Below are 25,725 nucleotides of genomic sequence, written 5' to 3'. Positions count from 1 at the left end.
ATCGTGCTCTTTCCTGAGCAATGGTGAAGTAGACGCACTCCGGAGGGGTCCGGATACATTCGGTCAAGCAGATGTTTCTCGCTGTCGGGACCATGTGTTAATGGTGCCCTTGGGTGTGGATTGGGGAATGCGTTGGCCGCCACATTACGGAGGCTGAGTCGCCGTGTGCTCACCCCGGACGACTCGGAGACGAACCTGAGAAAACGCGGATTCCATGTGAAGGATCCCGCCACTCGGGAAATTCTGGAAAAGATCGGGAAGAACTTTCTCGCGGGTTATGGCCATGCCGTCGAAGCGGGTACGGCCGATGCGCTTCCGGAACGCCTGGACGGGATTCCGGTGCGATTTCGCGGCTTCGCCTACGAGGGTGCGGCAATGGGCTTCACCATGGTCGACGCGCTGACCTTCGCGCGCGGCCGGCGGGTGCGCGAGTTTCTGGCCGGTCCCGGCGACGCCCACGTCTACATGGCCCTCATCGGGGTGGGGTGGGCGATGGCCAGGCTGCCGAGGTTCCTCTGGCCCAGCCTGCCGCTCGACCCGCTGCTGCAGTGGCTCGTGCTCGACGGCTACGGCTTCCACCAGGCGTACTTCCGCACGGAGCAGTACGTCAGGCGGCACTACGAGGAGCCGCGCTTCCCGTGGCCGGCCGACGACCCCCACGGGTACGCGAACCGCGCCCTCGACCAGGGCATCGGCCGGGCCCTGTGGTTCGTCGGCGGCGCGGACGCCGACGTCGTGACGACCCTGATCGAGGGGTTCCCCGCGAGCCGGCAGGCCGACCTGTACTCCGGCGCCGGGCTGGCCGCGACCTACGCGGGCGGCGCCGGCGAGGACGAGCTGCGGGGCTTCTGGAAGCGCGCGGGGGAGTACCGCCCGCAGGTGGCGCAGGGCAGCGCGTTCGCGGCCGAGGCCCGGCGGCGGGCCGGCCTGGAGGTGCCGCACACAGAGGTCGCCACCGGGGTGTTCTGCGACATGTCGCCCGACCGGGCGGCGCAGATCTGCATCGACGTCCTCCCGGAGCGGGGCGGTTCCGCCACCGGGCAGGGCCGGGGGGCCGAGCCCCCGTTCGAGGAATGGCGGCGGCGTATCGCCGACGAGTTCGTGTCCCTTGGGAGGTGCTAGTTCGTGACCGCTACCCTGACCAGCCGGCTGCGCAAGCAGTTACCAGGCGCAGTGGCGTTGCTGATGGTGGTGGGCATGTTCTTCATTGTCCGCCTGCCCGAGGCGTCCGCGGCCGACAAGGCGGAGCTGGCCCGCAAGTACGCGTTCCAGCCGATGAACATCGCGCTGCCGAGCGGATTCCGGCAGCAGACGATCCGGCGCGTCAACAAGGAGTACAAGCACATCGACGCCTGGATCTCCTCGGTCGGGGCCGGGATCGCGATGAACGATCTCGACGGCGACGGGTTGCCGAACGACCTGTGCGTCACCGATCCCCGTATCGACCAGGTCGTGGTGACCCCGGCGCCGGGCGCCCGGGCGCAGCGGTACACGCCGTTCGCGCTGAGCAGCGGTTCGCTGCCGATGAACGACGCCATGGCGCCGATGGGCTGCGCCCCGGGCGACTTCAACGAGGACGGCCGGATGGACCTGCTGGTCTACCTGTGGGGCCGGACGCCGATCGTCCACCTGGCGAAGCCGGACGCCGCGAAGCTGACCGCCGACGCCTACGTGGCCACCGAACTGGTCCCGAACGCGGGCGGCGCCACGTACACCGGGCCGGAGTGGAACTCCAACGCCGTGTCGATCGCCGACTTCGACGGTGACGGGCACGAGGACATCTACCTCGGCAACTACTTCCCGCACGGGCCGGTGCTCGACGACCGCAAGCGCGGCGGTGTCTCGATGAACCGCTCGCTGTCCGCCGCCACCAACGGCGGCGAGGACTACTTCTTCCGCTGGACCGGCGCACGGACGGGGGAGCGGCCCTCGGCCACGTTCCAGCGGATCGACAACGCCGTGCCCGGCGACATCTCCAGAGGGTGGGTGCTCGCCGCCGCCGCCAACGACCTCGACGGCGACCAGCTCTCCGAGCTCTACATCGCCCAGGACCACGGCAAGGACGCGCTCCTGCACAACATCTCCCGGCCCGGCAAGATCGAGTTCGCCGCGGTGCACGGCGTGCGGACCCCCGGGCTGCCCAAGTCCAAGCGGATCGGCGAGGACTCCTTCAAGGGCATGGGCATCGACTTCGCCGACTTCGACCACGACGGCCTCTACGACATGTTCGTCAGCAACATCACCACGACGTTCGGCATCCAGGAGAGCAACTTCCAGTTCATGAACACGGCGAAGGACCAGGCCGACCTGCGCGCCAAGCTGGGCAACGGCGTGGGGCCGTGGGAGGACCGCAGCACGAACCTCGGGACCGCGTGGTCCGGCTGGGCGTGGGACGTCAAGGTGGCCGACTTCAACAACAGCGGCGAATCGGTGATCGCGCAGACGACCGGGTTCGTCAAGGGCGAGGTCAACAGGTGGCCGCAGCTCCAGGAACTCGCCGCGACCAACGACCTCGCGACGGACAACCCGTACTGGTGGCCGTACGTGCAGGCCGGCGACGACATCGCCGGGAGCCAGCGGCTCGCCTTCTTCGTCTGCGCCCCGGACGGCAGGTACCAGGACCTGGCGCACGAGCTCGGCCTGGCGATCCCGGTGCCCACCCGGGGCATCGCCGTCGGCGACGCGGACGGCGACGGACGGCTCGACATGGCCGTCGCCCGCCAGTGGGACGAGCCCGTCTTCTACCAGAACACCAGCCCGGCGCCCGGCGCGTACCTCGGACTCCAGCTGACCCATGACACCGAGTCGCCCGAGGGCGCGATGCCCGCGCAGGGCTCGCCGGTGGTCGGCGCGCAGGTGACCGTGACGACCCCGGACGGCCGCAAGCACCTGGCCCGCGTCGACGGCGGCAGCGGCCACTCCGGCAAGCGCAGCCACGAGGTGCACGTGGGCCTCGGCTCCAAGGTCACCGGGCCGGTCCAGGTCCACCTGACCTGGCGGGACCGCTCCGGTCAGGTGCGCGAACAGAACCTGCAGCTCAACCCGGGCCGGCACGCGCTGCGGCTCGGCTCCCAGGCCAAGGAGAGGTGATCGTACATGTCCACGACCAAGCCCAGCCCTCCGCGGCATGACCCCAAGGTCGTCATCGCCCTGCGCAACTTCGCCATGTCGATGACGGTGTTCAACATCTTCGGTTACACGATCCTCGGCTTCGAGCAGCCGTGGGTGTGGCCCTTCATCGCCTTGGCCACCGCCTACTCGTTCGAGGCGCTGCTGGAGATCATCGGAGCGCGGGCGGAGGGACGCGCGCCGCGCTTCATGGGCAACGGCATGCGCGGCGTCATGGAGTTCCTCTACCCGGCGCACATCACCGCCCTGGCCATGAACATGCTGATCTACGTCAACGACCAGGTGTGGGTCATGATCTTCGGGGTCATGGTCGCGGTCGGCGCCAAGTGGGTGCTGCGCGCTCCGGTGCGCGGCCGGCTGCGGCACTACATGAACCCGTCCAACTTCGGGATCACCGTCATCCTGCTGGTCTTCCCGTGGGCGAGCATCGCGCCGCCGTACCACTTCACCGAGCAGTTCGACGCCCCGGTCGACTGGCTCGTCCCGGCGATCATCCTGTCCGCGGGCACCATGCTGAACGCCAAGCTCACCGGCCGGACGTGGCTCATCTTCGGCTGGCTCAGCGTCTACGTCGCGCAGGCGGTCTTCCGTGGCGTGCTGCTGGACACGTCGATCCCGTCGTCACTGATCATGATGACCGGTGTCGCCTTCGTCCTCTACACCAACTACATGGTGACCGACCCGGGCACCAGCCCGTCCGCGCCGGCCGCGCAGTTCGCGTTCGGCGGCGGCATCGCGGTCATCTACGGGTTCTTCACCGGCGCGGGCATCGCCTACGGCCTCTTCTTCGCCACCGCGGTCGTCTGCCTGATCCGCGGCCTCTACCTGTGGTCGCTGCACTTCTCCAACAGGGCCCGCGAACAGCGTGCCGCGCACGACGCGGCGATGGCCGCGGAGGCCGCGGAGGCCGCCGCCGCGAACGGAAGGGCCGGCGCCGGCCACCCCGTGCCCGACACCTCCGTGACCGACCAGCCCGCGACCGACAAGAAGGTCGTGCCCGCATGAGCAGGAACCGACTGGCCGTGGTCGGCATGGCGTGCCGCTACCCGGACGCCGCGTCGCCGAGAGAGCTGTGGGAGAACGTCCTGGCCGGGCGGCGCGCGTTCCGCCGGCTGCCCGACCAGCGGATGCGGCTGGAGGACTACTGGGACGCGGACCCGGCCGCCCCCGACCGGTTCTACGCCAGGAACGCCGCCGTCATCGAGGGCTACGAGTTCGACCGGGTCGCCCACCGCGTCGCCGGGAGCACCTACCGGTCCACCGACCTCACCCACTGGCTGGCGCTCGACGTCGCGGGCCAGGCGCTCACCGACGCGGGGTTCCCCAAGGGCGAGGGCCTGAACCGGGAACGCACCGGCGTCGTCGTGGGCAACACGCTGACCGGGGAGTTCACCCGTGCCAACACGCTGCGGCTGCGCTGGCCGTACGTGCGGCGGGTCGTCGCCGCGGCGCTGCGCGAGCAGGAGGGCTGGGACGACGACCGGCTGGGCGGGTTCCTCGACGACCTGGAGGTCGCCTACAAGGACCCGTTCCCGGCGATCGACGAGGACACCCTCGCGGGCGGCCTGTCCAACACGATCGCGGGCCGGATCTGCAACTACTTCGACCTCAAGGGCGGCGGGTACACCGTCGACGGCGCCTGCTCCTCGTCGCTGCTGTCGGTGGCGACCGCGTGCAACGCGCTGCTGGAGGGCGACCTCGACGTCGCCGTCGCCGGCGGGGTGGACCTGTCGATCGACCCGTTCGAGATCGTCGGCTTCGCCAAGACCGGAGCGCTGGCCAGGAGCGAGATGCGGCTGTACGACCGCCGCTCCAACGGCTTCTGGCCGGGCGAGGGCTGCGGGATGGTCGTGCTGATGCGCGAGCAGGACGCCCGCGACCGGCAGCACCGGATCTACGCGACCGTCGCCGGCTGGGGGGTGTCCTCCGACGGCCAGGGCGGCATCACCCGGCCCGAGATCAGCGGTTACCGGCTGGCGCTGCGGCGCGCCTACGAACGGGCGGGCTTCGGCATCGAGACGGTGCCGATGTTCGAGGGGCACGGCACTGGCACGGAGGTCGGCGACGCGACCGAGCTGCGCGCGCTGTCCCTGTCCCGCGCCGACGCCGACCCGCAGGCGGCGCCGGCCGTGATCAGCTCGATCAAGGGGATGATCGGGCACACCAAGGCCGCCGCCGGGGTGGCCGGCCTCATCAAGGCCGTCATGGCGGTGCACGAGCAGGTCCTCCCACCGGCCACCGGGTGCGTCGACCCGCATCCGGTGCTGACGGAGGAGGGCGCGGCGCTGCGGGTGCTGCGCAAGGCCGAGCCGTTCCCCGCCGGGGCGCCGGTGCGGTCGGGCGTCACGGCCATGGGCTTCGGCGGCATCAACACCCACGTGGTGGTGGAGGGCGCGGCCCCGCGGCGCCGGGTGCCGATGGACACCCGCACCCGGGCGCTCGCCGCCTCCGTCCAGGACGTGGAACTGCTGCTCGTCGACGCCGACTCGGTGGAGGGGCTGCGCGACCGCCTGGCCGAGCTGACCGGGTTCGCGTCCCGGCTGTCGTACGCGCAGCTCGGCGACCTGGCCGCGACGCTCCAGCGCCGGTTGCGCGACATGCCCTACCGCGCGGCCGTCGTGGTCTCCTCCCCGGAGGACGCCGAACGGCGGCTGTCGCGGGCGCTGGACGCCCTGAACGCGGGCGAGCGGAACCTGATCGACGTCGAGGGCCGCGTCTTCCTCGGCCGGGTCAGCCGGCAGGGCAGGATCGGGCTGCTGTTCCCCGGGCAGGGCTCGGGACGCGGCACCAGCGGCGGCGCGCTCCGCCGCAGGCTTTCGGAGGTGGAGGAGGTCTACCTCAAGGCGGCGCTGCCGACCGGCGGCGACATGGTCGCGACCGCGGTGGCGCAGCCGCGCATCGTCACCGGCTCGATGGCCGGCCTGCGCGCCCTGTCCGTCCTCGGCGTGGACGGCGAGGTGGCGGTCGGTCACAGCCTCGGCGAGATCTCCGCCCTGCACTGGGCCGGGGCGATGGACGAGGAGACGCTGCTGCGGGTGGCGGCCGTCCGCGGCCGGACGATGACCGAGCACAGCTCGTCGGGCACCATGGCCGGGATCAGCGCGCCGCCGCCCGTGGTGGACGGGCTCATCGCCGGGCTGCCGGTGGTGATCGCCGGTTACAACGGGCCGGAGCAGACGGTGATCGCGGGCACGGTCGAGGCCGTCGAGGCCGCCGGCGGCCGGGCCGACGAGGCGGGGGTGCGTTGGACGCGGCTGCCGGTGTCGCACGCCTTCCACTCCCCGCTGGTGGCCCCGGCGGCCGAGGCGTTCGGCGCCCGGCTGGCCGAGGAGGACTTCGGCCGGGTCGGGCGACGGGTGATCTCCACGGTGACGGCCGACACGCTGGCCGCGGACACCGACCTGCCCGCCCTGCTGCACCGCCAGATCAGCGACCCGGTGCAGTTCGCCCAGGCGGTGGAGCTCGCGGCCAAGGATGTCGACCTGTTCGTCGAGGTGGGACCTGGCCGGGTGCTCTCCGGCCTGGCGACCGCCATCGCGGACGTGCCGGCCATCGCCCTGGACACCGACGACGAGTCGCTCCGGGGCCTGCTCGGCGTGACCGGCGCGGCGTACGTCCTCGGCGCCCCGGTACGGCACGAGGCGCTCTTCCACGGCAGGCTGGCCCGGTCGCTGGAGATCGGCGCCGAGTTCACGTTCTTCGCCAGCCCGGCCGAGGCCGCGCCGCCGCTGAAGATCGGCGGAGGCGGCAGGCGGAGCGCCCCCGGCGCGGGCCGCCCGGCCCGTGACCCGGGCCGTGACCCGGCTCACGGCCCGAGCGGGGCGGGCGCGGCGGGCGCGGCGGCGGACGACGGGGACGCGGGGACGACCGGTGACGAGCCGGGCATCGAACTGCTGCGCCGCCTGATCGCCCAGCGCGTCGAACTCCCCCCGGAGATGGTCACCGACGACAGCCGCCTGCTGGACGACCTGCACATGAGCTCGATCACGGTGGGGCAGGTCGTGAACCAGGCGGCGCAGCTCCTGAAGCTGCCGGTGACCCAGGCGCCGACCAACTTCGCCACCGCGACCCTGCGCGAGCTGGGGGAGACGCTGGACACGTTGGCCGAGACCGCCCAGCCGGGCGACACCGCCGCCGCGGCGGCAGCGGCCGGCGCCGCGGCCTGGTCCCGGCCGTTCCGGATCGACCTCGACGAGGTGCCGGCGCCCGCGCGGACCGCGCCGCAGGACAACGGGCCGTGGCAGGTGCACGCCCCGGACGGTCACCCGCTGGCCGAACCGCTGCGCCGGGCCCTGGAGCGGGCGAACGTCGGCGCAGGGGTGCTGGTCTGCCTGCCCGCGGGATGTGTCCCCGAGCAGGTGAAGCTCGCCCTGGACGGCGCGCAGCAGGCGTTGAGGGGCGCGCCGGGCGGCCGTTTCGTCCTGGTCCAGCACGGTCGCGGCGCGGCCGGCCTGGCCAAGACGCTGAGGCTGGAGGCGCCGCAGATCCGCACCACCATCGTCCATCTGCCCGAGGACGGCGCGCCCGCCGACGCCCTCGACGCCGTCGTCACCGAGGTCTCGGCGACCGCCGACTTCGCCGAGGCCCACTACGGCGCGGACGGCGTACGGCGGGTGCCGACCCTGCGGGCGATGCCCGTCCGCGCGGAACGCGTTCAGCAGCCGCTGGACGGGACCGACGTCATGCTCGTCACCGGCGGCGGGAAGGGCATCACCGCCGAGTGCGCGCTGGCGGTGGCCCTGGACACCGGGGTCAGGCTGGCGGTGCTCGGACGTTCGGACCCGGCCGAGGACGGGGAACTGGCGGCGAACCTGCGGCGGATGGCCGGCAGCGGCGCCACCGTGCGCTACGCCCGCGCCGACGTCACCGACCCCGGCCAGGTGCGCGCCGCGGTCGCGGAGCTGTCGCGGGACCTCGGACCGGTCACCGCCGTCCTGCACGGTGCCGGGCGCAACGAGCCGGCCGGGATCGCGGGCCTGGACTTCGACGCGTTCCCGCGCACCTTCGCCCCGAAGATCGACGGCCTGCGCGCCGTGCTGGACGCGGTCGAGCCCGGCGGGCTGAAGCTGCTGGTGACGTTCGGCAGCATCATCGGCCGGGCGGGACTGCGCGGCGAGGCCCACTACGCCACCGCCAACGAGTGGCTGGCCGACCTGACCCGCGAGGCCGGCGAACGGCATCCGGGCTGCCGGGCACTCTGCATGGAGTGGTCGGTGTGGGCCGGGGTCGGCATGGGCGAGCGCCTGTCGGTCGTCGAGGGCCTCTCCCGGGAGGGCATCACCGCGATCACACCGGACCAGGGCGTCGAGATCATGCGGCGGCTGGTGTCCGACCCGGACGCCCCGCCCGTGGTGGTGATCAGCGGGCGCACCGGGACCATCGACACGGTCCGGCACGACCTGCCGGCGCTCCCGCTGCTGCGCTTCGTGGACAAGCCGCTGGTCCGTTACCACGGCGTCGAAATGGTCGCCGAGGTGGCGCTGAACGCGGGCACCGACCCGTACCTCGCCGACCATCTGCTGGACGGCAACCTGCTGTTCCCCGCCGTGCTCGGCATGGAGGCGATGGCCCAGGTGGCCACCGCGGCCACCGGCTGGGCGGGGCCGCCGGCGATCGAGGCGGCGGAGTTCCTGCGGCCGATCGTGGTCCCGCCCGGCGGGACCACCACGATCCAGGTGGCGGCCACCGCCGTGGACGACGGCGTGGCGGAGGTGACCATCCGCAGCGCGGAGACCGCGTTCGCCGCCGAGCACTTCAGGGCCCGGCTGGTCTTCTCCGGCGCCGAAGTGCCGGACGGCCCGCCGGACCAGGTCGCGGACGGCCTGCCTCGGGTGCCGCTGGACCCGGCGGCCGACATGTACGGCGGCGTGCTGTTCCAGGGGGCCAGGTTCCAGCGGCTGCGCGACTACCGGCGGGCCGCCGCCCGGCACGTGGACGCCACCGTCGCGGTGGACCCCGCCGCCGGCTGGTTCGCCGGGTTCCTGCCCGCCGACCTGCTCCTCGGCGACCCCGGGACGCGGGACGCGCTGATGCACGGCAACCAGGTGTGCGTCCCCGACGCCACGCTGCTCCCCTCTGGCATCGAGCGGGTGCGGGTCGGCCGCGCGATGACCGAGGCCGTGGGCGACCTGCGTTACTGCGCCACCGAACGGTACCGCGAGGGCGACACCTACGTGTACGACATCGTGGTGCGCGACGGCGCCGGTGCGGCCGTCGAACGCTGGGAGGGGCTGCGCCTGCGGGCGGTGCGCAAGGGCGACGGCCGCGGCCCCTGGGTGGCTCCGCTGCTCGGCTCCTACCTGGAGCGCGAGGTGGAGGACCTGACCGGGGTCCGGGCCGCGATCGCGGTGGAACCGGACCCGGCCGGCGGCGAGGACCGCCGTGGCCGTACCGCGCTGGCCGCCGGCCGTGCGCTCGGCCGCCCGGCGGAGGTCCGCTACCGCCCCGACGGCCGGCCGGAACTGGCCGGGGGAGGGACGCTCTCGGCCTCGCACGGCGCCGGGGTGACCCTCTGCGCCGTGGCGGACGGGACGCTCGGCTGCGACGTCGAGACGGTGGCCGAACGGCCGCCGGGGGAGTGGGACGGACTCCTGGGCGGTCACCGCCCGCTGGCCGCCCTGGTCGCGCGGGAGCTGGGCGAGTCCGCCGGCACGGCCGGGTCCAGGATTTGGTCGGCGGTGGAATGCCTGCGCAAGGCGGGCCTCCCGGCGGACAGCCCGCTCACCCTCACGCCAGAAGCACGCGGAGCCTGGGCCGTGTTCGCCTCCGGTTCGCTGCGGATCGCGACGCTCGTCACGACGTTGCGGGACGCACCCGACCCGGTCGTGTTCGCGGTCCTGGTGGAAGGACGGTCACAGGCATGAACGACTACTTCGAGTACCGGCACACGGTCGGCTTCGAGGAGACCAACATCGTCGGCAACGTCTACTACGTCAACTACCTGCGCTGGCAGGGACGCTGCCGGGAGATGTTCCTCAAGGAGCGGGCCCCGGAGGTGCTGGCCGACCTGCAGGACGACCTGAAGCTGTTCACCCTGAAGGTCGACTGCGAGTTCTACGCGGAGATCACCGCGTTCGACGAGCTGTCCATCAGGATGCGCCTGCTCGAACTGGGCCAGACGCAACTGGAGTTCGGCTTCGACTACGTGCGTCTCGGCCCGGACGACGCCGAGACGCTGATCGCCCGGGGACGGCAGCGGGTGGCCTGCATGCGCGGTCCGAACACCCGTACGGTGCCCGCACGCGTGCCCGATCCGCTGAGCCGGGCGCTGGCCCCCTATGTCCCGGATGTCCGGGTCACCGCGGGGAGGGTCGCGTGAACGGCGTCAACGGAGCCCGGGGCGTCACCGACGCCAAGCTGCTGCGCCGTACCTTCGGCGTGTTCCCCACCGGCGTCACCGTCGTGACGGTCGGCGGCGCCACCCCGCACGCCATGACCGCCAACTCCTTCACGTCGGTGTCGCTGGATCCGCCCCTCGCGCTGATCTGCGTCGGCCGCACCGCGGTCATGCACGGCATGCTCGACGCCGGGATCTTCGGCGTCTCGGTGCTGGCCGCGGACCAGGAGGCGGTGGCGAAACGGTTCGCGGACCTGTCCAGGCCCCTGGGCGCGGCGCAGTTCGAGGGCGTCGACTGCGAGGCGGGGCCGGTGACCGGGACGCCGCTGATCAGCGGCGCGCTGGCGACCTTCGAGTGCCGGCTCTGGCGCTCCTGCGACGGCGGCGACCACTCCATCTTCATCGGCGAGGTGCTGTCCATGGACCACCCGGCAGGGGAGAGAGCCGAGGCCCTGCTGTTCTACCAGGGGCGTTTCCGCCGCCTGGAACCCGAGCGAACAGGGGTCACGGCATGAGCACCACGAGACATCCCGGCGGCACGCGGCGGGCGGCGGCCCGCCGGGTGCCGCCCGGCCCGCCGCGCACCGCGACGCTGAGCCTGCTGAGGAAGCTGGTCGTGGACCGGCTCGCCCTGATGAGCACGGCGGCGCGGTACGGCGACGCGGCCAGGCTGGCGATCGGCCCGCGCACGCTCTACTTCTTCAACCACCCGGACCACGCCAAGCACGTGCTGGCCGACAACAGCGCCAACTACCACAAGGGCATCGGCCTGGTGCAGGCCCGCCGGGCCCTCGGCGACGGGCTGCTGACCAGCGAGGGCGACCTGTGGCGCAAGCAGCGCAGGGTGGTCCAGCCCGCCTTCCAGAACAAGCGCATCTCCCAGCAGGCGGACGTGATCGCCGAGGAGGCGGCCAAGCTGGTCGCCCGGCTGCGGGCCCGCGCGGGAGGGGAACCGGTCGATCTCGTCCAGGAGCTGACCGGGCTCACCCTCGGCGTCCTCGGCCGGACCCTGCTGGACGCCGACCTCAGCGCGCACGCTTCGGTGGGCCACTCCTTCGAGGCCGTGCAGGACCAGGCGATGTTCGAGATGGTGACGCAGGGCATGGTCCCGCTGTGGACGCCGCTGCCCAAGCAGCTGCGCTTCCGCCGGGCCCGCCGCGAGCTGGAACGGGTCGTCGAGCGGCTGGTGGCCGAACGCGGCGAGCGTCCCGAGGGCGACGACGCGCTGTCCCGCCTGGTCGTCTCCGTCCGGGAGGAGTCCGATCCCCGGGTCGGCAGGCAGCGCCTGCGGGACGAGCTGGTGACGCTGCTGCTCGCCGGCCACGAGACGACGGCGAGCACGCTGGGGTGGACCTTCCATCTGCTCGACCGGCACCCGGAGGTGCTGGAACGGCTGCGCGAGGAGGTCGTGGGCACTCTCGGCGACCGGCTGCCGGGATACGAGGACCTGCACGGCCTGCCGTACACGGCGATGGTCATCCAGGAGGCCATGCGGCTGTATCCGCCGGTGTGGATCCTGCCCCGGGTGGCCCAGGCCGAGGACGAGGTGGGCGGTTTCCACGTCCCGGCGGGCGCCGACGTGCTGGTCTGTCCCTACACGCTGCACCGGCATCCGGCGTTCTGGACCGAGCCGGAGCGGTTCGATCCCGACCGGTTCGATCCGAAGCTGCCGAAATCCCGGCCGCAGTACGCCTACATCCCGTTCGGCGCCGGGCCCCGGTTCTGCGTCGGCAACCACCTCGGCATGGTGGAGGCCACCTTCGTCCTCGCCATGGTGGTCAGGGAACTGCGCCTGTCCGCGGTGCCCGGTCACCGGGCGGTGCCCGAGCCGATGCTGTCCCTGCGCCTGGGGGGCGGCCTGCCGGTGCGGGTGAGCGCCCTGCCCTGATCCTCGCGACATCCTCGCGGCATCTTCGCGACCTCGAAGGTCACGATCCTCGTGACATGAAAGCGGCCCAGACGTCCATGTCTGGGCCGCTTTCATACCGCGTGCCATTCGTCGGGTGCTTTCGGGTTCTGCGACGTCAGCTCGCGGCCGCGCTCAACGCGCCTTGTCGTGCGTCGAGGAGCGCGAGCAGCACCGGAGGGTCGAGCATGCGCATCGGCCGCAGGCTGAGACGCAGGGGCCGGACAAGCCGATCATGCCGGATGGTGATCGGTCCGTGCATGGCGACCGTCGGCGGCGTGTCGCCGATGACCTGCTCCTCGCCGGGGGCCACCGACTGCACCAGGAGATGCCAGTCCCCCTCGGGGACGTTGTCGAGCCGGAACGCGCTGGGCCGGTCGAGCACCGTGCAGCGGGTCGGCCGGCCCTGGGGGATGGTGTCCGGGAAGAGCCCGATGAAGACCATTCCTTCCGCATAGTCCGAGGAGGTCTGCTGCAGGACCTCGCCCTGAATGCTCATGGACCGGGGCGACGAATGGTGGCTGGCGACAGGAATGCTGGGCGCGAAACCCCGCAACTCGCGATAGGCGGTGGGCGAGAGCCCGACGCTGTTCTTGAAGCGGGTGCTGAAGGTCCCGACGCTGCTGTACCCCACCTTGTGACTGATCTCGGTGACACTCATGGAGGTCGAGAGGAGCAGCCGCTTGGCCTCCTGGAGCCGGACGGCGGAAAGAAACCGCCCCGGTGACACTCCGGTCGCCCGCTGGAAGATGCGGGTGAAGTGAAATTTGCTGAACATCGCCGTACGTGCCATGTCGTCGATGGTGATCTGATCACCCATGTTCTGACATATGTGGGTGATAACGCGCTGTATGCTCCGTTCCGAATGACTGTCCATCACCCGTTCACCTCTGATGTCGTTGGTTTAAGTTCTTTAATGACCTGTTGCCGGTGGTGAATACCGGATACCCCCCCTCTAAAGTTGTGATTGGCTGGCCGGGTGGCTGTCATCGGATTATGAGTCACGTTTCGAGCCTGCGGTGTGACTGTGTGTTGACCGCGATCGGCCCACAGTGGCAACTATAACAGTCAGAGTTCGAGAGCAGGTTTCCTGGATTTGAACTCGGGGATCTCCGTCGGCGAATAGCGGTCCAATGAAAGTGTGACATATTTACGCTTCGTCGATTCGGTTGAGTTCTGTGAAGAGGTTGAGTAAGGGTGACGGACGTGTCGAAAGGATGCGCGAGAGAACCGGCTCACCCGTGGCGGGTGGCCGGACGCTCAGAACGAAGGGTCGTTGAGGCGTTCGAGACCGCGGGCGAGCCGGCCCCAGTTCTCCGCGTACTGCCGGGCGATCTGGGCGATGACCGGCGCGCAGTGCGGCGGCACGGCTTCGATGAGCGCGGACCAGTTCGTGACCGTGATCGATCGCGCGTGCAGCAGCCGCAGCAGCTCCCGGCCCGGATCGGTGTGCCGCAACGCGGGGTCCTTGGCGAGTTTCTGCAGGACCGGCGGCAGTTCGATGAGCTGGGCCTGCTCGACCGGCCGGCCGGGCGGGCGGCCCGGTGCGGCGTCCGGCGGGTGCTGGGCGGTGTTCCGCGGCCGGCCGCGGGTGCGCAGCCTCGCGGGGACCGGATCCTCTCCCCGGCTCAGCCGCAGGCGGACGTCGTGCGCCGTGCCGACGGAGACGCCGGCCATCCGCGCGATCTCCCGGACGGAGGCGTCCGGGTGCCGCTCGATCGCCTCGGCGGCGCGGCGCCTGCCCTCCGAGGACTTCAGCGGGCGCACCCGCCCGTCGGTGCCGATCCTGGCATTCGACCGGGGAATTTCCTCACTCGAACGCTGCCGGAGCGCGCCGACGGTCTTGGCGGCCAAACCGGTATGGCCGGCGATCGCACGGTTTGACAGGTGCGGATGTGACGAAATGATGCGCATTGCCGCCGCCTTGCGTTCCGCAAGGGGTAACGGCAGGCCATGTGTCACGTTCTCCCTGACGGCGAGAAGGAACGCGTCCTCCGCGCTGCCGTCGAAGAACACCACGTCGATTTCGTCCCGGCCCATGAATGCGGCCGCCAGGAGCCGGTGCACGCCGTCGATCACCCGCATGGTCACCCGGTGCACCAGAATCGGGGGCAGCGGAATCTCGGCTTGGGTGAGCAACTGGATGTGCTCCTCGTTCACCCCCCGCCGGGGGGAATACCCGAGACTGAGGGTCTTGATGGGCACGGTGAGGGGTCCGTCGGCGGACGCCGGTCCGGCTGCGCGGTCGGCGACTGGTGGGGCTGCTGACGGAGTGTGGCCCACGTGCTACTCCCGGTCTCCCTGTGCGACGAAGGTGAACTGCTGCCCCCGTTGCCTTCGCGACGACGCCCCCATCGCCTTCGCGACGAGTTGCCGCGCCTTGTCCTGCGGTGGTCGATCTTGGTGAAGCGGCCTGTCAGATGTACATCAGTCAGAAAGATACCGGCTGGCCGACTTTTCGCAAGTCTGCCAGGTGTGCGACTTATTAATCTTGCACGCGTAGTGAGTTGTGCCTAGTGTGCCGATGTCCGAATGAACGGACCGGAATCGGTTACGGGTCGGAAGGAACCTCGCGGACAGGTATTTCTGTCCGGCCGGACGCACAACAATCAACCCGTCGGCCCTTGACTTCATCGGCCGTTTCTGCAAGGCTGTCTATACGCTTGCCGGGTATATGTATCGATCGCCTGCATGATCTCCGGAAGGTGTGCCCGCACGGCCAGTCCCGGGAGCAGGAGCCGCCACATCTCCATCACGTGCCGCGCGATTCCGTCCTCATTCTTCGCGTCCTCCCTGGTGCGCCGGAGTCCGATGATCGCGGCGATGATGAACTCCGCGACAAGCCCGGTGTCGACCTCGGGCAACAGGTCGCCCTGCGTCCCGGCCTCGTCCAGCAGCGTCCTGACCGTGTCGGTCCAGTGGTCGAAGAGGGGCGGTATCGCCGCGCCGATGTGGTGGCTCTCGCAGGCGAGCCGGGTGCTCGCGCGGACCATGGGGTCGTCCTGGAGCATGCCCGCCGTGCGCAGCGACAGCACGATGAGCCGCTGGATGGCGCGCGGATGGCGATCTCGCAGCTCGCTGGAGAGCCGGGACAGCAGGTCACGCTGTTCCATGACGATGGCGGCGGCGAGTCGTTCCTTGGACGCGAAGTGGAAGTACAGGGCGCCCTTGCTGATGCCCCGCCCCGCCACCACGTCCTGAAGCCGTGTCCCACGGTATCCGTGATCGTCGAACGCCTCGGCGGCGGCCTTCAACAGGAGCTGTCGTGTCCGGTTGGCTCGCGTCTGCATGCTCCACACACATCCCCATTTCCAGGAGTAAACGATCTTATAAGGAGCACCACGCCTTTGTAGAGGGTTGGCGGAAGTTCTCGCTTTCGGAAACGGAAGTCGCCAGGTGGCCGGGGCCGCCGGAAGACGTCCCGGTGGGCGGAAGCGGGTTTACCCGTGCCCCGGGCGTCGCTCGGGCCGCGTCACGGCACGCTCAGAGATGCACTGTTCGACGCCGCGCCCGACGATGGGCGTGGGCGAGGAAATAGGCAATTCACCTGCCAGGTGAGTGCTCAATCGGCGTGTAAACAATCCCGGTCTCGTCGTGGATTATTCGCCGTCACCTGAGGTCGCTCGGCCGTCGATATCCCAGCCGGTCACGCGTGCCCTCCTCGCCGCGACAACAGGAGGTGACATCGGTGCCATCGGATGCCCCGGTCGAGGAAGAGATACGAAAGATGACGATCGAAGCCTTCGCGGACACGATCGTGCCCGGCGAGAAACGCTGGCCGGGGGACCGGGCGGTGGCCGGGGCGTCGGCCGGGCCCGGCGCCGTCGCGGCCGGCGCCCTGGAACTGCTGGAATGGTCCGCCACGGGGGTGGTGGACGGACTGGACGAACTCACCCGCATGCTGAACGACCAGGCCCGCGCGCACGCCGGGTGGCGCGGCCTGTCGCTGGACCCGGCGGTGCCGCCGTTCGTCGCACTTCCGTTCGGCGAGCGCACAGCCCTGATCCAGGCCCTCATATCGCCCGGCCACCCGGAGAAGGACGTCTGGGTCAGTCTCGCGCTGTTCAGCAACATGGCCTTCGACACGGGCGCGCACATGAACACCCTCGACGCGATCGCCGAGGGCCACCCCGGCATCAAGGCACTCGGCCTGTTCATGCCGGACGCCGACGGCCTGTGGCGCTTCCCCCGATACGGCTACGGCCGCCAGCTGGCCGAGCTCCACCCGCACACCACCCCGTCAGGGAGTCCCGCATGACGAGCCTTGAGAGCACCGACGTCCTGGTGATCGGCAGCGGATTCGGCGGCGCCATCGCGGCCTACCACCTGGCCGCCGGCGGCGCGCGCGTCGTGGTGCTGGAACGCGGGCCGTGGCTGGAGGGCAAGGACTTCGAGCACGACTTCAAACTCGGCTCCTCCAGCACCCGGATCTTCGACTTCGTGGTGGGCGACGGCATGAGCGTCCTCAGCGGGAACTGCGTCGGCGGCGGCAGTGTCGTCTACTTCGCGGCGATGCCCAGGGCGCCGCGCTTCGTCTTCGAACGCACGGGCAGCATAGGCCGGCGGATGTGGCCGGGCGCGCTCACCCGGGACACCCTCGAACCGTGGTACGACCGGGTGGCCGAGGCGATGCCGGTCACCAAGCAGAGCTGGGACGACGTCACGTACGCGGGCGGGCTGTGGGCGGCGGCGTGCCACCACGCGGGCCACACCGCCAACCCGGTGCCGGTCGCCGTGGACAACGCCAGGTGCACCAACTGCAACTGGATGATGGCGGGCTGCCGGTTCGACGCCAAGCGGTCGCTGCTGTTCAACTACCTGCCCGCCGCCCTCGCGCACGGCGCGCAGATCCGGCCGATGCACGAGGTGCAGCATCTCTCCCGGACCGGCGACGGCGGCTACCGGGTGCACTACAACGTCATCGACGACGAGGACTACCGGATCCACACGGGCAGCGGGACGATCGACGCCAAGATCGTGATCCTGGCGGCGGGCGCGGGCGCGACCCCGGTCATCCTGCAGCGGTCGGAACCGGCGCTCGGCCGGATGCCGCACGCGGTGGGCCGCTACTTCTCCGGCAACGGCGAACGGCTCAACACCGCCGTGATCGACGAGGACCGGGCCCGCGAGGTGCTCGGCCTCGACCGGGGCGACGGCCTCGCCTACGCCGCCAACCAGATCGGCCGCGGCCCGGTGGTGGCCAACTGGGACCGCCTCGACGGATCCCTGCCGGAATACTCCCGTTTCTCGCTGGAACAGCTGTACTTCCCGCCCGGTCTGGGCACCATCCTCGCCCAGGCGCCCGAGGCGGCCGGTCCCACCTGGTTCGGCGTGGAGAAGAAGGAGATGCTCAAGCGCTGGCAGTCGTGGCTGACCATCTTCACCATCTCCGAGGACGACAACGAGGGGGTCTTCGGCCTGCCGCCGGCGACCGGGAACGCCGTCCGCATCTCCCAGCAGATGCTCGGGCGCGGGAACCTCCGCTACCAGCCGACCGCGAACACCCTGCGCGGCTGGGCCGAGTCCGACGCCGCGGTGCGCGACATCCTCGAACGCGACGGGATCGGCAAGGTCATGCCGTGGACGAACGACGTCGTCGGCGCCTACACCGTGCACCCGCTGGCGTCGTGCCGCATCGGGGACGACCCGGCGACCTCCGCGCTCGACGACCGGCACGAGCTGCGGGGGCACCCGGGCATCTTCGTCACCGACGGCTCCGCCGTACCCGGCGGGCTGACGGTCAACCCCGCCATGACCATCGCCGCGCTCGCCGAGCGGGCCATGCCGGGCATCGTCCGGGCCGCCCGGGACCGGGGCGTCTCCGTCACGTACGGGGCGCCCTCGCCGGACGGGGCCACCGCCGGGCGCCGCGGCACGGCCGCGCTCGTGCCCAGCCTGACCAGCGACTGACCAGGCGGGAGGCCACGCCATGACAGGAGCCTTCGTCCGGGCGGCACGACGTGGGACGCAGCAGCAGGTCGAGCACGTCTCCGTGGTGCGGGCGGAGGCCGCGCGGGGGCGGGTCGCCGAGGTCTACGCGCAGGTGGAGCGTGACTTCGGCGTCCTCGCGCCGCCGGTCATCCTGCATTCTCCCGCGCCCGACGCCCTCGCCGCGGCCTGGGTGATGCTGCGGGAGACGCTGATCGCCACCGGGAAGGCCGGCCGGGCGGCCAAGGAGGCGGTCGCCGCGGCCGTGTCGCACGGCAACACCTGCCCCTACTGCGTGGACGTGCACGGCACGATGCTGCACGGGCTGGTGCAGGGCGGGGACGCCACGGCGGTCGCCGGCGGCCGGTTCGAGGCGATCGCCGATCCGCACCTCCGCGCCGTCGCCGGGTGGGCCAGGGACTGCGGGACGGCGGCGGGCGCTTCGCCGCCGTTCCCCGCCGCGCAGGGGCCCGAGCTCGCCGGGGTCGCCGTCGTCTTCCACTACTACAACCGCATGGTCAACGTGTTCCTCGGCACGTCCCCCTTCCCGCCGGGGACGCCCGCGCGGCTGCGCGGCGGCCTGATGCGGCTGGCCGGCCGGGTGATGCGGCCGGCGGCCACGAGACACCGCGCGCCGGGCGAGTCGCTCGGCCTGCTGCCGCCCGCTCCGCTCCCCGCGGACCTGGCCTGGGCCGCCGGCACGCCGGCCGTCGCCGAGGCGCTGGCCAGGTCCGCCGCCGCGATCGAGCGGGGCGGCGAGCGCTCGGTGCCGGCCGCCGTGCGCGCGCTGGTCGAGACGGCGCTGGCCGGCTGGGACGGGCGGCCTCCCGGCCTGAGCCGGGCGTGGGCCGCGGACGCGCTGTCCGTCCTGCCCCGCCGGGAACTGCCGGCCGGCCGGCTGGCCCTGCTGACCGCGATGGCCTCCTACCAGGTCGACCGCCCGGCAGTCGAGGACTTCCGCCGGGACGGGGCCGGAGATGTGGCCCTGGTGGAGCTCACGTCGTGGGCGGCGATGGCCGCCGCGCGCCGGGTGGGCGGCCGGCTCACCCCGGCGGAAGGCACGAAGCACGAAGAGAGAAGACAACCGGGCGGCGGCGGGGACACGCTGGATCTGCCGATCGACGCCGGTTGATCCGCCGATTCGCATATTCGGATATTCGCATGGCCGGGCAGCGACCGGAATTCACAGAAACCGCCATCTGGCGAAAGGACGAGCCGTGACCGATTTGCAGAACGTATTCGAGGACCTGAACACGGAAAGCGAAGAGATCGACGAGATGGTGGCCGGTCTCGACGCCTCCCGCTGGCGGACGCCCACGCCCGCCCCGGACTGGACGATCGCCCACCAGGTCGGCCACCTGACCTTCATCTTCAACCTGGCGGGTACGGCCGCCGCCGACCCGGACACCTTCCAGAAGATGGTCGCCGGAGCCCAGAAGGACTTCAGCGGAGCGGTGAACGCCGCGCTCGCCCACTACATGGACGAGCCGTCCGCGATGCTCGCCCGCTGGCGGGCCGAGCGCGCCGCCGCGGTCAAGTCCCTCGCCGCCTTCCCGCCCGACCAGGTGGTGCCGTGGCTGGTCCGGCCGCTGCCCCCGGCCATCCTCGCCTGCGCGGGGATCATGGAGGTGTTCGGGCACGGGCAGGACATCGCCGACGCGCTCGGGATCCGGCTGGTGCGCACCGACCGGATCAGGCATCTGACCGGTTTCGCGGTGCTGGTCTGGGACTTCGGCTACCTGTCGCGCGGCCTGACGCCGCCCGACGTCCAGTTCCGCTTCGAGCTCACCGCGCCCTCGGGCGAGCTGTGGACGTACGGCCCGGCCGACGCGGCGCAGCGGATCACCGGCCCGGCCGAGGACTTCTGCCTGCTGGTGACCAGGCGGCGGCACCGGGACGACCTGTCGCTGGTCGCCACCGGCGAGGACGCCGACCGGTGGCTGGACATCGCCCAGGCGTACCGCGGCCCGGCCGGACCCGGCCGCCGCCCCGGCCAGTTCGCGAAAGCGTGAGCCATGTACGACTACGTGATCGTGGGCGGCGGCTCCGCGGGCTGCGCCCTGGCGGCGCGGCTGAGTGAGGACCCGTCGGTCAGCGTGTGCCTGATCGAGGCGGGACCGGCCGACACGTCGGACGTCATCCACGTCCCCTCACAGTTCGGCAGGCTTTTCCGCACCTCGCTCGACTGGGATTACGACTCGCATGAGGAGCCGTTCCTGGAGGGGCGGCGAATCTATCTGCCGCGGGGGCGCGTGCTGGGCGGTTCGAGTTCGATGAACGCCGGCATATATCTGCGCAACTCCCGGCTCGATTACGACCGTTGGGGAGAGCCGGGCTGGAATTATGATGACGTTCTGCCGTATTTTCTGCGCTCGGAGGACAACGAGCGCGGCGCCTCCGCCTACCACGGCGCCGGCGGGCCGCTCGGTGTGTCCGACGGGCGCTCGGAGAACCCCGTCTCGGCGGCGTTCGTGGCGGCCGGGCAGGAGGCCGGATTCGCCCGCAACGACGACTTCAACGGGCCGTCGCGGGACGGGTTCGGCTTCTTCCAGGTCACCCAGCGCGACGGGCGGCGGTGCAGCGCGGCAGTGGCCTTCCTGCACCCCGCGGCGAACCGGCCGAACCTGACCGTCGAGCTGAACCTCCAGGTGCACCGGGTGCTGGTCGAGGGCGGCCGGGCGACCGGGGTGGCCGGCCGGCGGCTGGACGAGGAGATCACGATCCGGGCCGGGCGGGAGGTCGTGCTCTGCGGCGGCGCGTACAACTCCCCGCAACTGCTGATGCTCTCCGGGATCGGCCCGGCGGACCACCTCAGGCAGCTCGGCGTCCCCGTCGCCGTGGACAACCCGGCGGTGGGGGCGAACCTTCAGGACCACGTCCTGGTGCCGCTGATCCTCACCCTCGCGGAGCCGGTCAGCCTGCTGATGGGACTCGATCCCCGTTACCAGCGGCAGTTCGTGGAGGAGGGCCGCGGGCCGCTGACGTCCAACGGGCCGGAGGCGGGCGGGTTCGTGCGCACCCGGCCGGAGCTGGCGGAGCCCGACGTGGGGTACTTCGCCGCCCCGGTCATGTTCCTGGACGCCGGGCTGAGCGCGCCCGCCGGTCACGCGATCACCTACGGCCCGTGCGTGCTCAGGCCGGAGAGCTCCGGCCGCGTCATGCTCGCCTCGGCCGACCCGACCGCCAAGCCGAAGATCGAGCACGGCTACTTCGCCGCGGAGGCCGACGTGGCGGCGGCGATGGCGGGACTGCGCATCGGGCTCGACATCGCCCGCACGCAGCCGCTCGCGGGCTCGGTGAGCTCGTTCTTCCGCGCGCCGGACTCGGAGTCCGACGCGGATCTGCGCTCCTACATCCGCCGTTACGCGCACTCGCTCTTCGACGTGACGGGCGGCTGCGCGCTCGGCTCGGTGGTGGACGCCGAGCTGCGGGTCATGGGCGTCGACGCGTTGCGGGTCGTCGACGCCTCGGTGATGCCCGAGGTCGGCGGCGGCACCCCGAACGCGTCGGTGATCATGATCGCGGAACGGGCGGCGGACCTCATGCGCGGCCTCAGGTCCCCCGAGGGGGAGGGGGCGGCGGCCCTGCCCGCCGGCAGGTGACGTCCTGACGCTCGGCCCGGAGCGGAGGAGCGGCTGCGAACCACCGGCCGCCCCTCCGCTCCGAGCCGTGCCCGCCCCCCGGCCACCCGCGTCGACAACCCCGCGGGTCTGTACAGCTCCCGGCAGGCCGGGCGCGCGTCCGCCGCCACATGCGGACGGGCCGTCCGCCCGTGTCCCCACGGGGCGGTCGCATGCGGACGGACCGTCCGCCCGTGTCCCCACGGGGCGGTCACATGCGGACGGGCCGCCGCCCGTGTCCCCACGGGCGGCGGCCCGTTGATCCGTCTGCCGGTCAGCCCCCCAACGGGCTGCTCTGCTGGGAGAACAGGCGCCACTGGCCTTCCCTCTTGACGATCACGTACATGGTGCGCATCTGCCGCTCGGGCGCGACCGTGCTCTCCCCGGGCAGCATGTACCCGCCCTGGGTGATGGCCATGGCGACGTCGTCCGCGATGCTCCGGATCTCCAGCGGGACCTCGCTCAGGCGCGTCCCCTTGTAGCTTCCGGCGAACGCGTCGGCCATGTAGGACTTGATCTCGTCCCGGCCCCTGAGCTGCGTGTCGCCGATCAGGAGGCTGCCGTCCTCGGTGAACACCTCGGCGAGCCCGTCGGCGTCATTGCTGTCCACCGCCGCCCGGACGCGGAGCGGAACAGTGAGCACGGCGCCCTCCTTGCCATTGGGATAGTCGCCGTAGTACGTGGCCCACTGCTTGGCCTGGGTGACCAGGGAGGCCGCATTGTTCGTCATTTCAGTGCTCCAATCTCGATCGGTTACCGCTGAACCTTGCCCGCCGCGGAGGCGGCGCGTGCCACGGAGACGGCCTTTTCGTAATCCGGATGCTCTTCGATCGCCGGAACGTATTCCGCGTGAATTATCTGGTCGTCGGAGTCGATCACGAACACGGCGCGGGAGAGCAGCCGCAGTTCTTTCACCAGCACCCCGTAGGCCGCCCCGAAGGAGAGGTCGCGGTGGTCGGAGAGCGTCCGCACGGCCTCGACGCCGGCCGCGCCGCACCAGCGTCGCTGGGCGAAGGGCAGGTCGACGGAGACGGTCAGCACGGTGACGCCGTCCAGCTTGGCGGCCTCCTCGTTGAACCGGCGGGTCTGCTGGTCGCAGACCGGGGTTTCGAGCGAGGGGACGACCGAGACGATGCGCACGGTCCCCCGGGAGGAGTCCAGCGTCACCGGGGACAGGTCGTTGTCGAGCACGGTGAACCCGGGCGCGGGCATGCCGGCTTTCACCTCGGTGCCCACCAGGGTGACGGGCCTGCCGCGAAAAGTGGTGACCCCGGTCCGCTCCAGTTCATCGATCATGGGTCCAGTTCCTCTCTCAGACGTCGCTATCGCATCGTGCTGCGCACCCCATTTACCTCGCATCTTCTGGGTTGCGGTGTGCGGCGCCGTACAGCACAGCAATACAAGAGATGCGCGGCATATAGCTCTGACGCACTATTTCAAGAGAGAACGCGAGCTGAATTCAGGCATGAATTCGCGGTCCGTCGCGAGTGCCAAGAATGGAGCGTTAGCATGCCCACGACAACCCCGGCCCCCGCCTCTCCGAACCTGGACGCGTACTACGGCGAGTTCACCAGCGCAGAGAAGAAGGAGGTCCTGAGCGTTCCCCTCCGCCTGGTCGCCGCCTGGGCCAAGAACGACGAGGTCGGCGTCTCCGACGTCTTCACCGAGGACGGCGTCATGATCCTGCCCGGCGACGTCATGAAGAAGGGACGCGAGGAGATCCGCGCGTTCATGGGCGCCGCCTACGCCGGTCCCTTCAAGGGGACCGGGGTCACCGGCCGGCCGGTGGACGTCCGCTTCGTGACCGACGACGTCGCGCTCATCCGTACCCACGGCGGCATCCTGGCTCCGGGCGAGACCGAGATCGCGCCCGAGCTCGCCGTGCGCTCCACCTGGGTCTGCGTCAAGAGGGACGGTCAGTGGCAGCTCGCCGGCTACCAGAACAGCCCGCGTGGCGAGGGCGCGACCCTGCGCTGGTAGCAGACCGGTCGGCACGGGCGGGCGTCGTGCGCGGGGCGTGGCCTCGCGGCCACGGCGCACGCCCGTGGCCGCGAAGCCAGCACGAGACGGAGGGACGACATGTCCGTAGTCACCGCGCCGTGGGGCGAGGCGTCCGAGATCCTGCGAACCGCCGGCGTGGCGGAGGACGATTCCTACTACCGCGAGTTCACCGATGAGGACGAGAAGGCCGCCCTCACGGTCGCGATGCGCATCCAGGCCGCCTGGGCGGCCAACGACCCCGACGCCTTCGCCGACACCTTCGCGGAGAACGGCAGCCTCCTCATGCAGGACCGGCAGCTGATGAGCCGCGAGGAGATCCGTTCCTACATGGCCGAGAACTTCGCCGGCCCGCTCCGCGGCGCCCGGGTGAAGGGATGGCCCGTGGAGGTCAAGTTCCTCGATGACGACGTCGCGATGTTCGTCACCGAGGGCGGCATCATGTTCCCCGGCGACCAGGACATCCGGCCCGAGCGCCTGATCAGGGCGACCTGGGTGATCGTCAAGCGGGAGTCGGGCCGGCTGGAACTCGTTTCCCATCAGAGCAGCCCCGTCAAGGGCTGATCGTCGGTCGCTAGTCACCAGGGAGGTCACGGTGCGGAACCTCACCCATGCACCGGGCAGGGATGAACTCGTCCGCCGGGTATCGGAGCTGGAACCCGTGCTGCGCAAGCACGCCTTGTGGGCGGAGGAGAACCGCCGGCTCCACGACGAGGTGATCGAGGCGATGGCCGACGCCGGCCTGTTCAAGATGCGGGTGCCCGCCCGCTACGGCGGGTTCGAGTCCGACGCGCGCACGCTGGTCGACGTCGGCGCGGCGCTCGGCCTGGGCGACGGGTCCGCCGCCTGGACGGCGTCGGTGTTCTGGATCCCCACCTGGATGGCCGGCCTGTTCCCGGACCACGTCCAGGACGAGGTCTTCGCCACCCCCGACGTCCGGGTCTGCGGGACGCTGAGCCCCTCGGCCGCCGCCGCCCCGGCCGACGGCGGCGTGGTCGTGAACGGCAGGTGGGGCTTCATCAGCGGCGCCTGGCACAGCCAGTGGCAGACCGTCATCGCGATGTCGGCGACCCCGGACGGCGGTCAGGAGCCGATCATGGCCCTGGTGCCCATGACGGACCTGGAGATCGTGGACGACTGGCACGTCTCGGGGTTGCAGGGGTCGGGAAGCGTGACGACCGTGGCGAAGGGCGTCTTCGTCCCGCGGGAGCGGGTCCTGTCGCTGGGGGCCGTCCTCCAGGAGCGGTACGCGTCCGTCCTGAACGCCGGCACGCCGATGTTCCGGGCGCCGCTGCTCGGCGTCGCCAACGCCTCCACGATCGGCCTGATCGTCGGCCTCGCGCGGGCCGCCAGGAACGCCTTCCTGGACCGGCTGCCGGAACGCAAGATCACCTACACCATGTACGCCAGCCAGGGCGAGGCTCCGGTGACCCATCTCCAGCTCGCCGAGGCGACGCTGAAGATCGACCAGGCGGAGTTCCACGCCCATCGGGTGGCGGGCCTGGTCGACGCCAAGGGGTCCACCGGCGAGCCGTGGACGCTTGAGGAACGCGCGCGGACCCGGGCCGACATCGGGGCGGCGTGCCGGCTCGGACAGGAGGCCGTGGACCTGCTGAGCGGCGCCAGCGGCGGCTCGTCGATCTACCGGACCGTGCCGATCCAGCGGATCGCGCGCGACATCCGGGCCGTCGGCCTGCACGCCCTGATCTACCCGTCCACCAACTTCGAGCTCTACGGCCGCGTCCTCTGCGGCCTCGAACCCAACACGTTCTACATCTGAGAGAGCCGGCCGCCGGTGACCGCCAGCC

20 protein-coding genes are annotated in these 25,725 nt (G+C 71.2%); 15 read left to right on the top strand and 5 right to left on the bottom strand.

Annotated features, from left to right (window positions below; all coding sequences use genetic code 11):
* Window positions 1–120: 120 nt before the first annotated feature.
* From QSK26_RS04655 to QSK26_RS04625, 7 genes are read left to right on the top strand one after another with little or no spacing between them, the layout of a single operon-like run.
* A complete protein-coding gene (locus tag QSK26_RS04655; protein ID WP_352244288.1) occupies window positions 121–1,122 on the top strand; it encodes a DUF1702 family protein in 1,002 nt (333 codons plus the stop codon).
* A 3-nt stretch (window positions 1,123–1,125) separates the two neighbouring features.
* On the top strand, window positions 1,126–3,090 hold the full coding sequence (locus tag QSK26_RS04650) for a CRTAC1 family protein (RefSeq protein WP_285773703.1): 1,965 nt from the start codon (window positions 1,126–1,128) through the stop codon (window positions 3,088–3,090).
* Between the two features lie 6 nt (window positions 3,091–3,096).
* The gene (locus QSK26_RS04645) at window positions 3,097–4,134 is read left to right on the top strand and encodes an enediyne biosynthesis protein (protein WP_285773702.1); all 1,038 of its coding nucleotides are present in this window, start codon (window positions 3,097–3,099) and stop codon (window positions 4,132–4,134) included.
* Window positions 4,131–9,992 carry a type I polyketide synthase gene (locus tag QSK26_RS04640; protein ID WP_285773701.1) on the top strand — a complete coding sequence of 1,954 codons (5,862 nt, stop codon included), beginning with the start codon at window positions 4,131–4,133 and terminating at the stop codon, window positions 9,990–9,992. The genes QSK26_RS04645 and QSK26_RS04640 overlap by 4 nt, the downstream gene beginning before the upstream one ends.
* Window positions 9,989–10,447 carry an acyl-CoA thioesterase gene (locus tag QSK26_RS04635; protein ID WP_285773700.1) on the top strand — a complete coding sequence of 153 codons (459 nt, stop codon included), beginning with the start codon at window positions 9,989–9,991 and terminating at the stop codon, window positions 10,445–10,447. Before QSK26_RS04640 ends, QSK26_RS04635 begins: the two co-directional genes overlap by 4 nt.
* Complete coding sequence (locus QSK26_RS04630) at window positions 10,444–10,980, top strand: flavin reductase family protein (protein ID WP_285773699.1); 537 nt, start codon at window positions 10,444–10,446, stop codon at window positions 10,978–10,980. The genes QSK26_RS04635 and QSK26_RS04630 overlap by 4 nt, the downstream gene beginning before the upstream one ends.
* Window positions 10,977–12,353: a cytochrome P450 gene (locus QSK26_RS04625; protein ID WP_285773698.1), complete on the top strand. Its 1,377-nt coding sequence runs from the start codon at window positions 10,977–10,979 to the stop codon at window positions 12,351–12,353. Before QSK26_RS04630 ends, QSK26_RS04625 begins: the two co-directional genes overlap by 4 nt.
* A 136-nt stretch (window positions 12,354–12,489) precedes the next feature.
* On the opposite strand, the gene QSK26_RS04620 is transcribed toward QSK26_RS04625, so the two are convergent.
* The 3 genes from QSK26_RS04620 to QSK26_RS04610 all read right to left on the bottom strand — a co-directional run bounded on the left by QSK26_RS04620 (window position 12,490) and on the right by QSK26_RS04610 (window position 15,661).
* Window positions 12,490–13,191, bottom strand: a complete 702-nt coding sequence (locus tag QSK26_RS04620) for a helix-turn-helix transcriptional regulator (protein WP_285773697.1) — start codon at window positions 13,189–13,191, stop codon at window positions 12,490–12,492.
* A gap of 440 nt (window positions 13,192–13,631) precedes the next feature.
* A complete protein-coding gene (locus QSK26_RS04615) occupies window positions 13,632–14,576 on the bottom strand; it encodes a ParB/RepB/Spo0J family partition protein (protein ID WP_285773696.1) in 945 nt (314 codons plus the stop codon).
* A gap of 425 nt (window positions 14,577–15,001) precedes the next feature.
* Window positions 15,002–15,661: a ScbR family autoregulator-binding transcription factor gene (locus tag QSK26_RS04610; RefSeq protein ID WP_285773695.1), complete on the bottom strand. Its 660-nt coding sequence runs from the start codon at window positions 15,659–15,661 to the stop codon at window positions 15,002–15,004.
* A 437-nt stretch (window positions 15,662–16,098) separates the two neighbouring features.
* Here QSK26_RS04610 and QSK26_RS04605 point away from each other — a divergent pair, with 437 nt between their 5' ends.
* The 5 genes from QSK26_RS04605 to QSK26_RS04585 all read left to right on the top strand — a co-directional run bounded on the left by QSK26_RS04605 (window position 16,099) and on the right by QSK26_RS04585 (window position 21,901).
* Entirely contained in the window at window positions 16,099–16,629 is a 531-nt protein-coding gene (locus tag QSK26_RS04605; protein ID WP_285773694.1) for a DUF5987 family protein, read from the top strand.
* Window positions 16,626–18,281, top strand: a complete 1,656-nt coding sequence (locus tag QSK26_RS04600; RefSeq protein WP_285773693.1) for a GMC family oxidoreductase N-terminal domain-containing protein — start codon at window positions 16,626–16,628, stop codon at window positions 18,279–18,281. The genes QSK26_RS04605 and QSK26_RS04600 overlap by 4 nt, the downstream gene beginning before the upstream one ends.
* A 19-nt stretch (window positions 18,282–18,300) precedes the next feature.
* Window positions 18,301–19,431 (top strand): carboxymuconolactone decarboxylase family protein, encoded by a 1,131-nt coding sequence (locus tag QSK26_RS04595; RefSeq protein WP_285773692.1) that lies wholly within the window; start codon window positions 18,301–18,303, stop codon window positions 19,429–19,431.
* An 85-nt stretch (window positions 19,432–19,516) separates the two neighbouring features.
* Window positions 19,517–20,311, top strand: coding sequence for a TIGR03084 family metal-binding protein (locus QSK26_RS04590; protein ID WP_285773691.1), 795 nt, complete (start codon window positions 19,517–19,519; stop codon window positions 20,309–20,311).
* A gap of 3 nt (window positions 20,312–20,314) precedes the next feature.
* Complete coding sequence (locus QSK26_RS04585) at window positions 20,315–21,901, top strand: GMC family oxidoreductase (protein ID WP_285773690.1); 1,587 nt, start codon at window positions 20,315–20,317, stop codon at window positions 21,899–21,901.
* A gap of 292 nt (window positions 21,902–22,193) precedes the next feature.
* On the opposite strand, the gene QSK26_RS04580 is transcribed toward QSK26_RS04585, so the two are convergent.
* Together QSK26_RS04580 and tpx are read right to left on the bottom strand one after the other, a co-directional pair.
* Window positions 22,194–22,649, bottom strand: coding sequence for an SgcJ/EcaC family oxidoreductase (locus QSK26_RS04580; protein WP_285773689.1), 456 nt, complete (start codon window positions 22,647–22,649; stop codon window positions 22,194–22,196).
* A 23-nt stretch (window positions 22,650–22,672) separates the two neighbouring features.
* Complete coding sequence (gene tpx / locus QSK26_RS04575; protein ID WP_285773688.1) at window positions 22,673–23,215, bottom strand: thiol peroxidase; 543 nt, start codon at window positions 23,213–23,215, stop codon at window positions 22,673–22,675.
* Between the two features lie 213 nt (window positions 23,216–23,428).
* Between tpx and QSK26_RS04570 the strand changes: the two genes are divergently transcribed.
* The 3 genes from QSK26_RS04570 to QSK26_RS04560 all read left to right on the top strand — a co-directional run bounded on the left by QSK26_RS04570 (window position 23,429) and on the right by QSK26_RS04560 (window position 25,697).
* Window positions 23,429–23,899: an SgcJ/EcaC family oxidoreductase gene (locus QSK26_RS04570; protein WP_285773687.1), complete on the top strand. Its 471-nt coding sequence runs from the start codon at window positions 23,429–23,431 to the stop codon at window positions 23,897–23,899.
* Between the two features lie 99 nt (window positions 23,900–23,998).
* Window positions 23,999–24,481: an SgcJ/EcaC family oxidoreductase gene (locus QSK26_RS04565; RefSeq protein ID WP_285773686.1), complete on the top strand. Its 483-nt coding sequence runs from the start codon at window positions 23,999–24,001 to the stop codon at window positions 24,479–24,481.
* 31 nt (window positions 24,482–24,512) lie between these two features.
* A complete protein-coding gene (locus QSK26_RS04560) occupies window positions 24,513–25,697 on the top strand; it encodes an acyl-CoA dehydrogenase family protein (protein ID WP_285773685.1) in 1,185 nt (394 codons plus the stop codon).
* Window positions 25,698–25,725 lie beyond the last annotated feature (28 nt).

The sequence above is a fragment of the Microtetraspora sp. NBRC 13810 genome (assembly GCF_030268685.1).
Lineage (GTDB): Bacteria > Actinomycetota > Actinomycetes > Streptosporangiales > Streptosporangiaceae > BSRQ01.
Note: the sequence above shows the minus strand (reverse complement) of the source record. Positions and strands in the feature narration are given on the sequence as shown.

Excerpts from the sequence above, each read along its gene's own strand:
- QSK26_RS04645 (WP_285773702.1), top strand. The coding sequence starts at position 3,097 with ATGTCCACGACCAAGCCCAGCCCTCCGCGGCATGACCCCAAGGTCGTC.
- QSK26_RS04640 (WP_285773701.1), top strand. The coding sequence starts at position 4,131 with ATGAGCAGGAACCGACTGGCCGTGGTCGGCATGGCGTGCCGCTACCCG.
- QSK26_RS04635 (WP_285773700.1), top strand. The coding sequence starts at position 9,989 with ATGAACGACTACTTCGAGTACCGGCACACGGTCGGCTTCGAGGAGACC.
- QSK26_RS04625 (WP_285773698.1), top strand. The coding sequence starts at position 10,977 with ATGAGCACCACGAGACATCCCGGCGGCACGCGGCGGGCGGCGGCCCGC.
- QSK26_RS04620 (WP_285773697.1), bottom strand. The coding sequence starts at position 13,191 with ATGGGTGATCAGATCACCATCGACGACATGGCACGTACGGCGATGTTC.
- QSK26_RS04610 (WP_285773695.1), bottom strand. The coding sequence starts at position 15,661 with ATGCAGACGCGAGCCAACCGGACACGACAGCTCCTGTTGAAGGCCGCC.
- QSK26_RS04605 (WP_285773694.1), top strand. The coding sequence starts at position 16,099 with ATGACGATCGAAGCCTTCGCGGACACGATCGTGCCCGGCGAGAAACGC.
- QSK26_RS04600 (WP_285773693.1), top strand. The coding sequence starts at position 16,626 with ATGACGAGCCTTGAGAGCACCGACGTCCTGGTGATCGGCAGCGGATTC.
- QSK26_RS04595 (WP_285773692.1), top strand. The coding sequence starts at position 18,301 with ATGACAGGAGCCTTCGTCCGGGCGGCACGACGTGGGACGCAGCAGCAG.
- QSK26_RS04585 (WP_285773690.1), top strand. The coding sequence starts at position 20,315 with ATGTACGACTACGTGATCGTGGGCGGCGGCTCCGCGGGCTGCGCCCTG.
- QSK26_RS04580 (WP_285773689.1), bottom strand. The coding sequence starts at position 22,649 with ATGACGAACAATGCGGCCTCCCTGGTCACCCAGGCCAAGCAGTGGGCC.
- tpx (WP_285773688.1), bottom strand. The coding sequence starts at position 23,215 with ATGATCGATGAACTGGAGCGGACCGGGGTCACCACTTTTCGCGGCAGG.
- QSK26_RS04570 (WP_285773687.1), top strand. The coding sequence starts at position 23,429 with ATGCCCACGACAACCCCGGCCCCCGCCTCTCCGAACCTGGACGCGTAC.
- QSK26_RS04565 (WP_285773686.1), top strand. The coding sequence starts at position 23,999 with ATGTCCGTAGTCACCGCGCCGTGGGGCGAGGCGTCCGAGATCCTGCGA.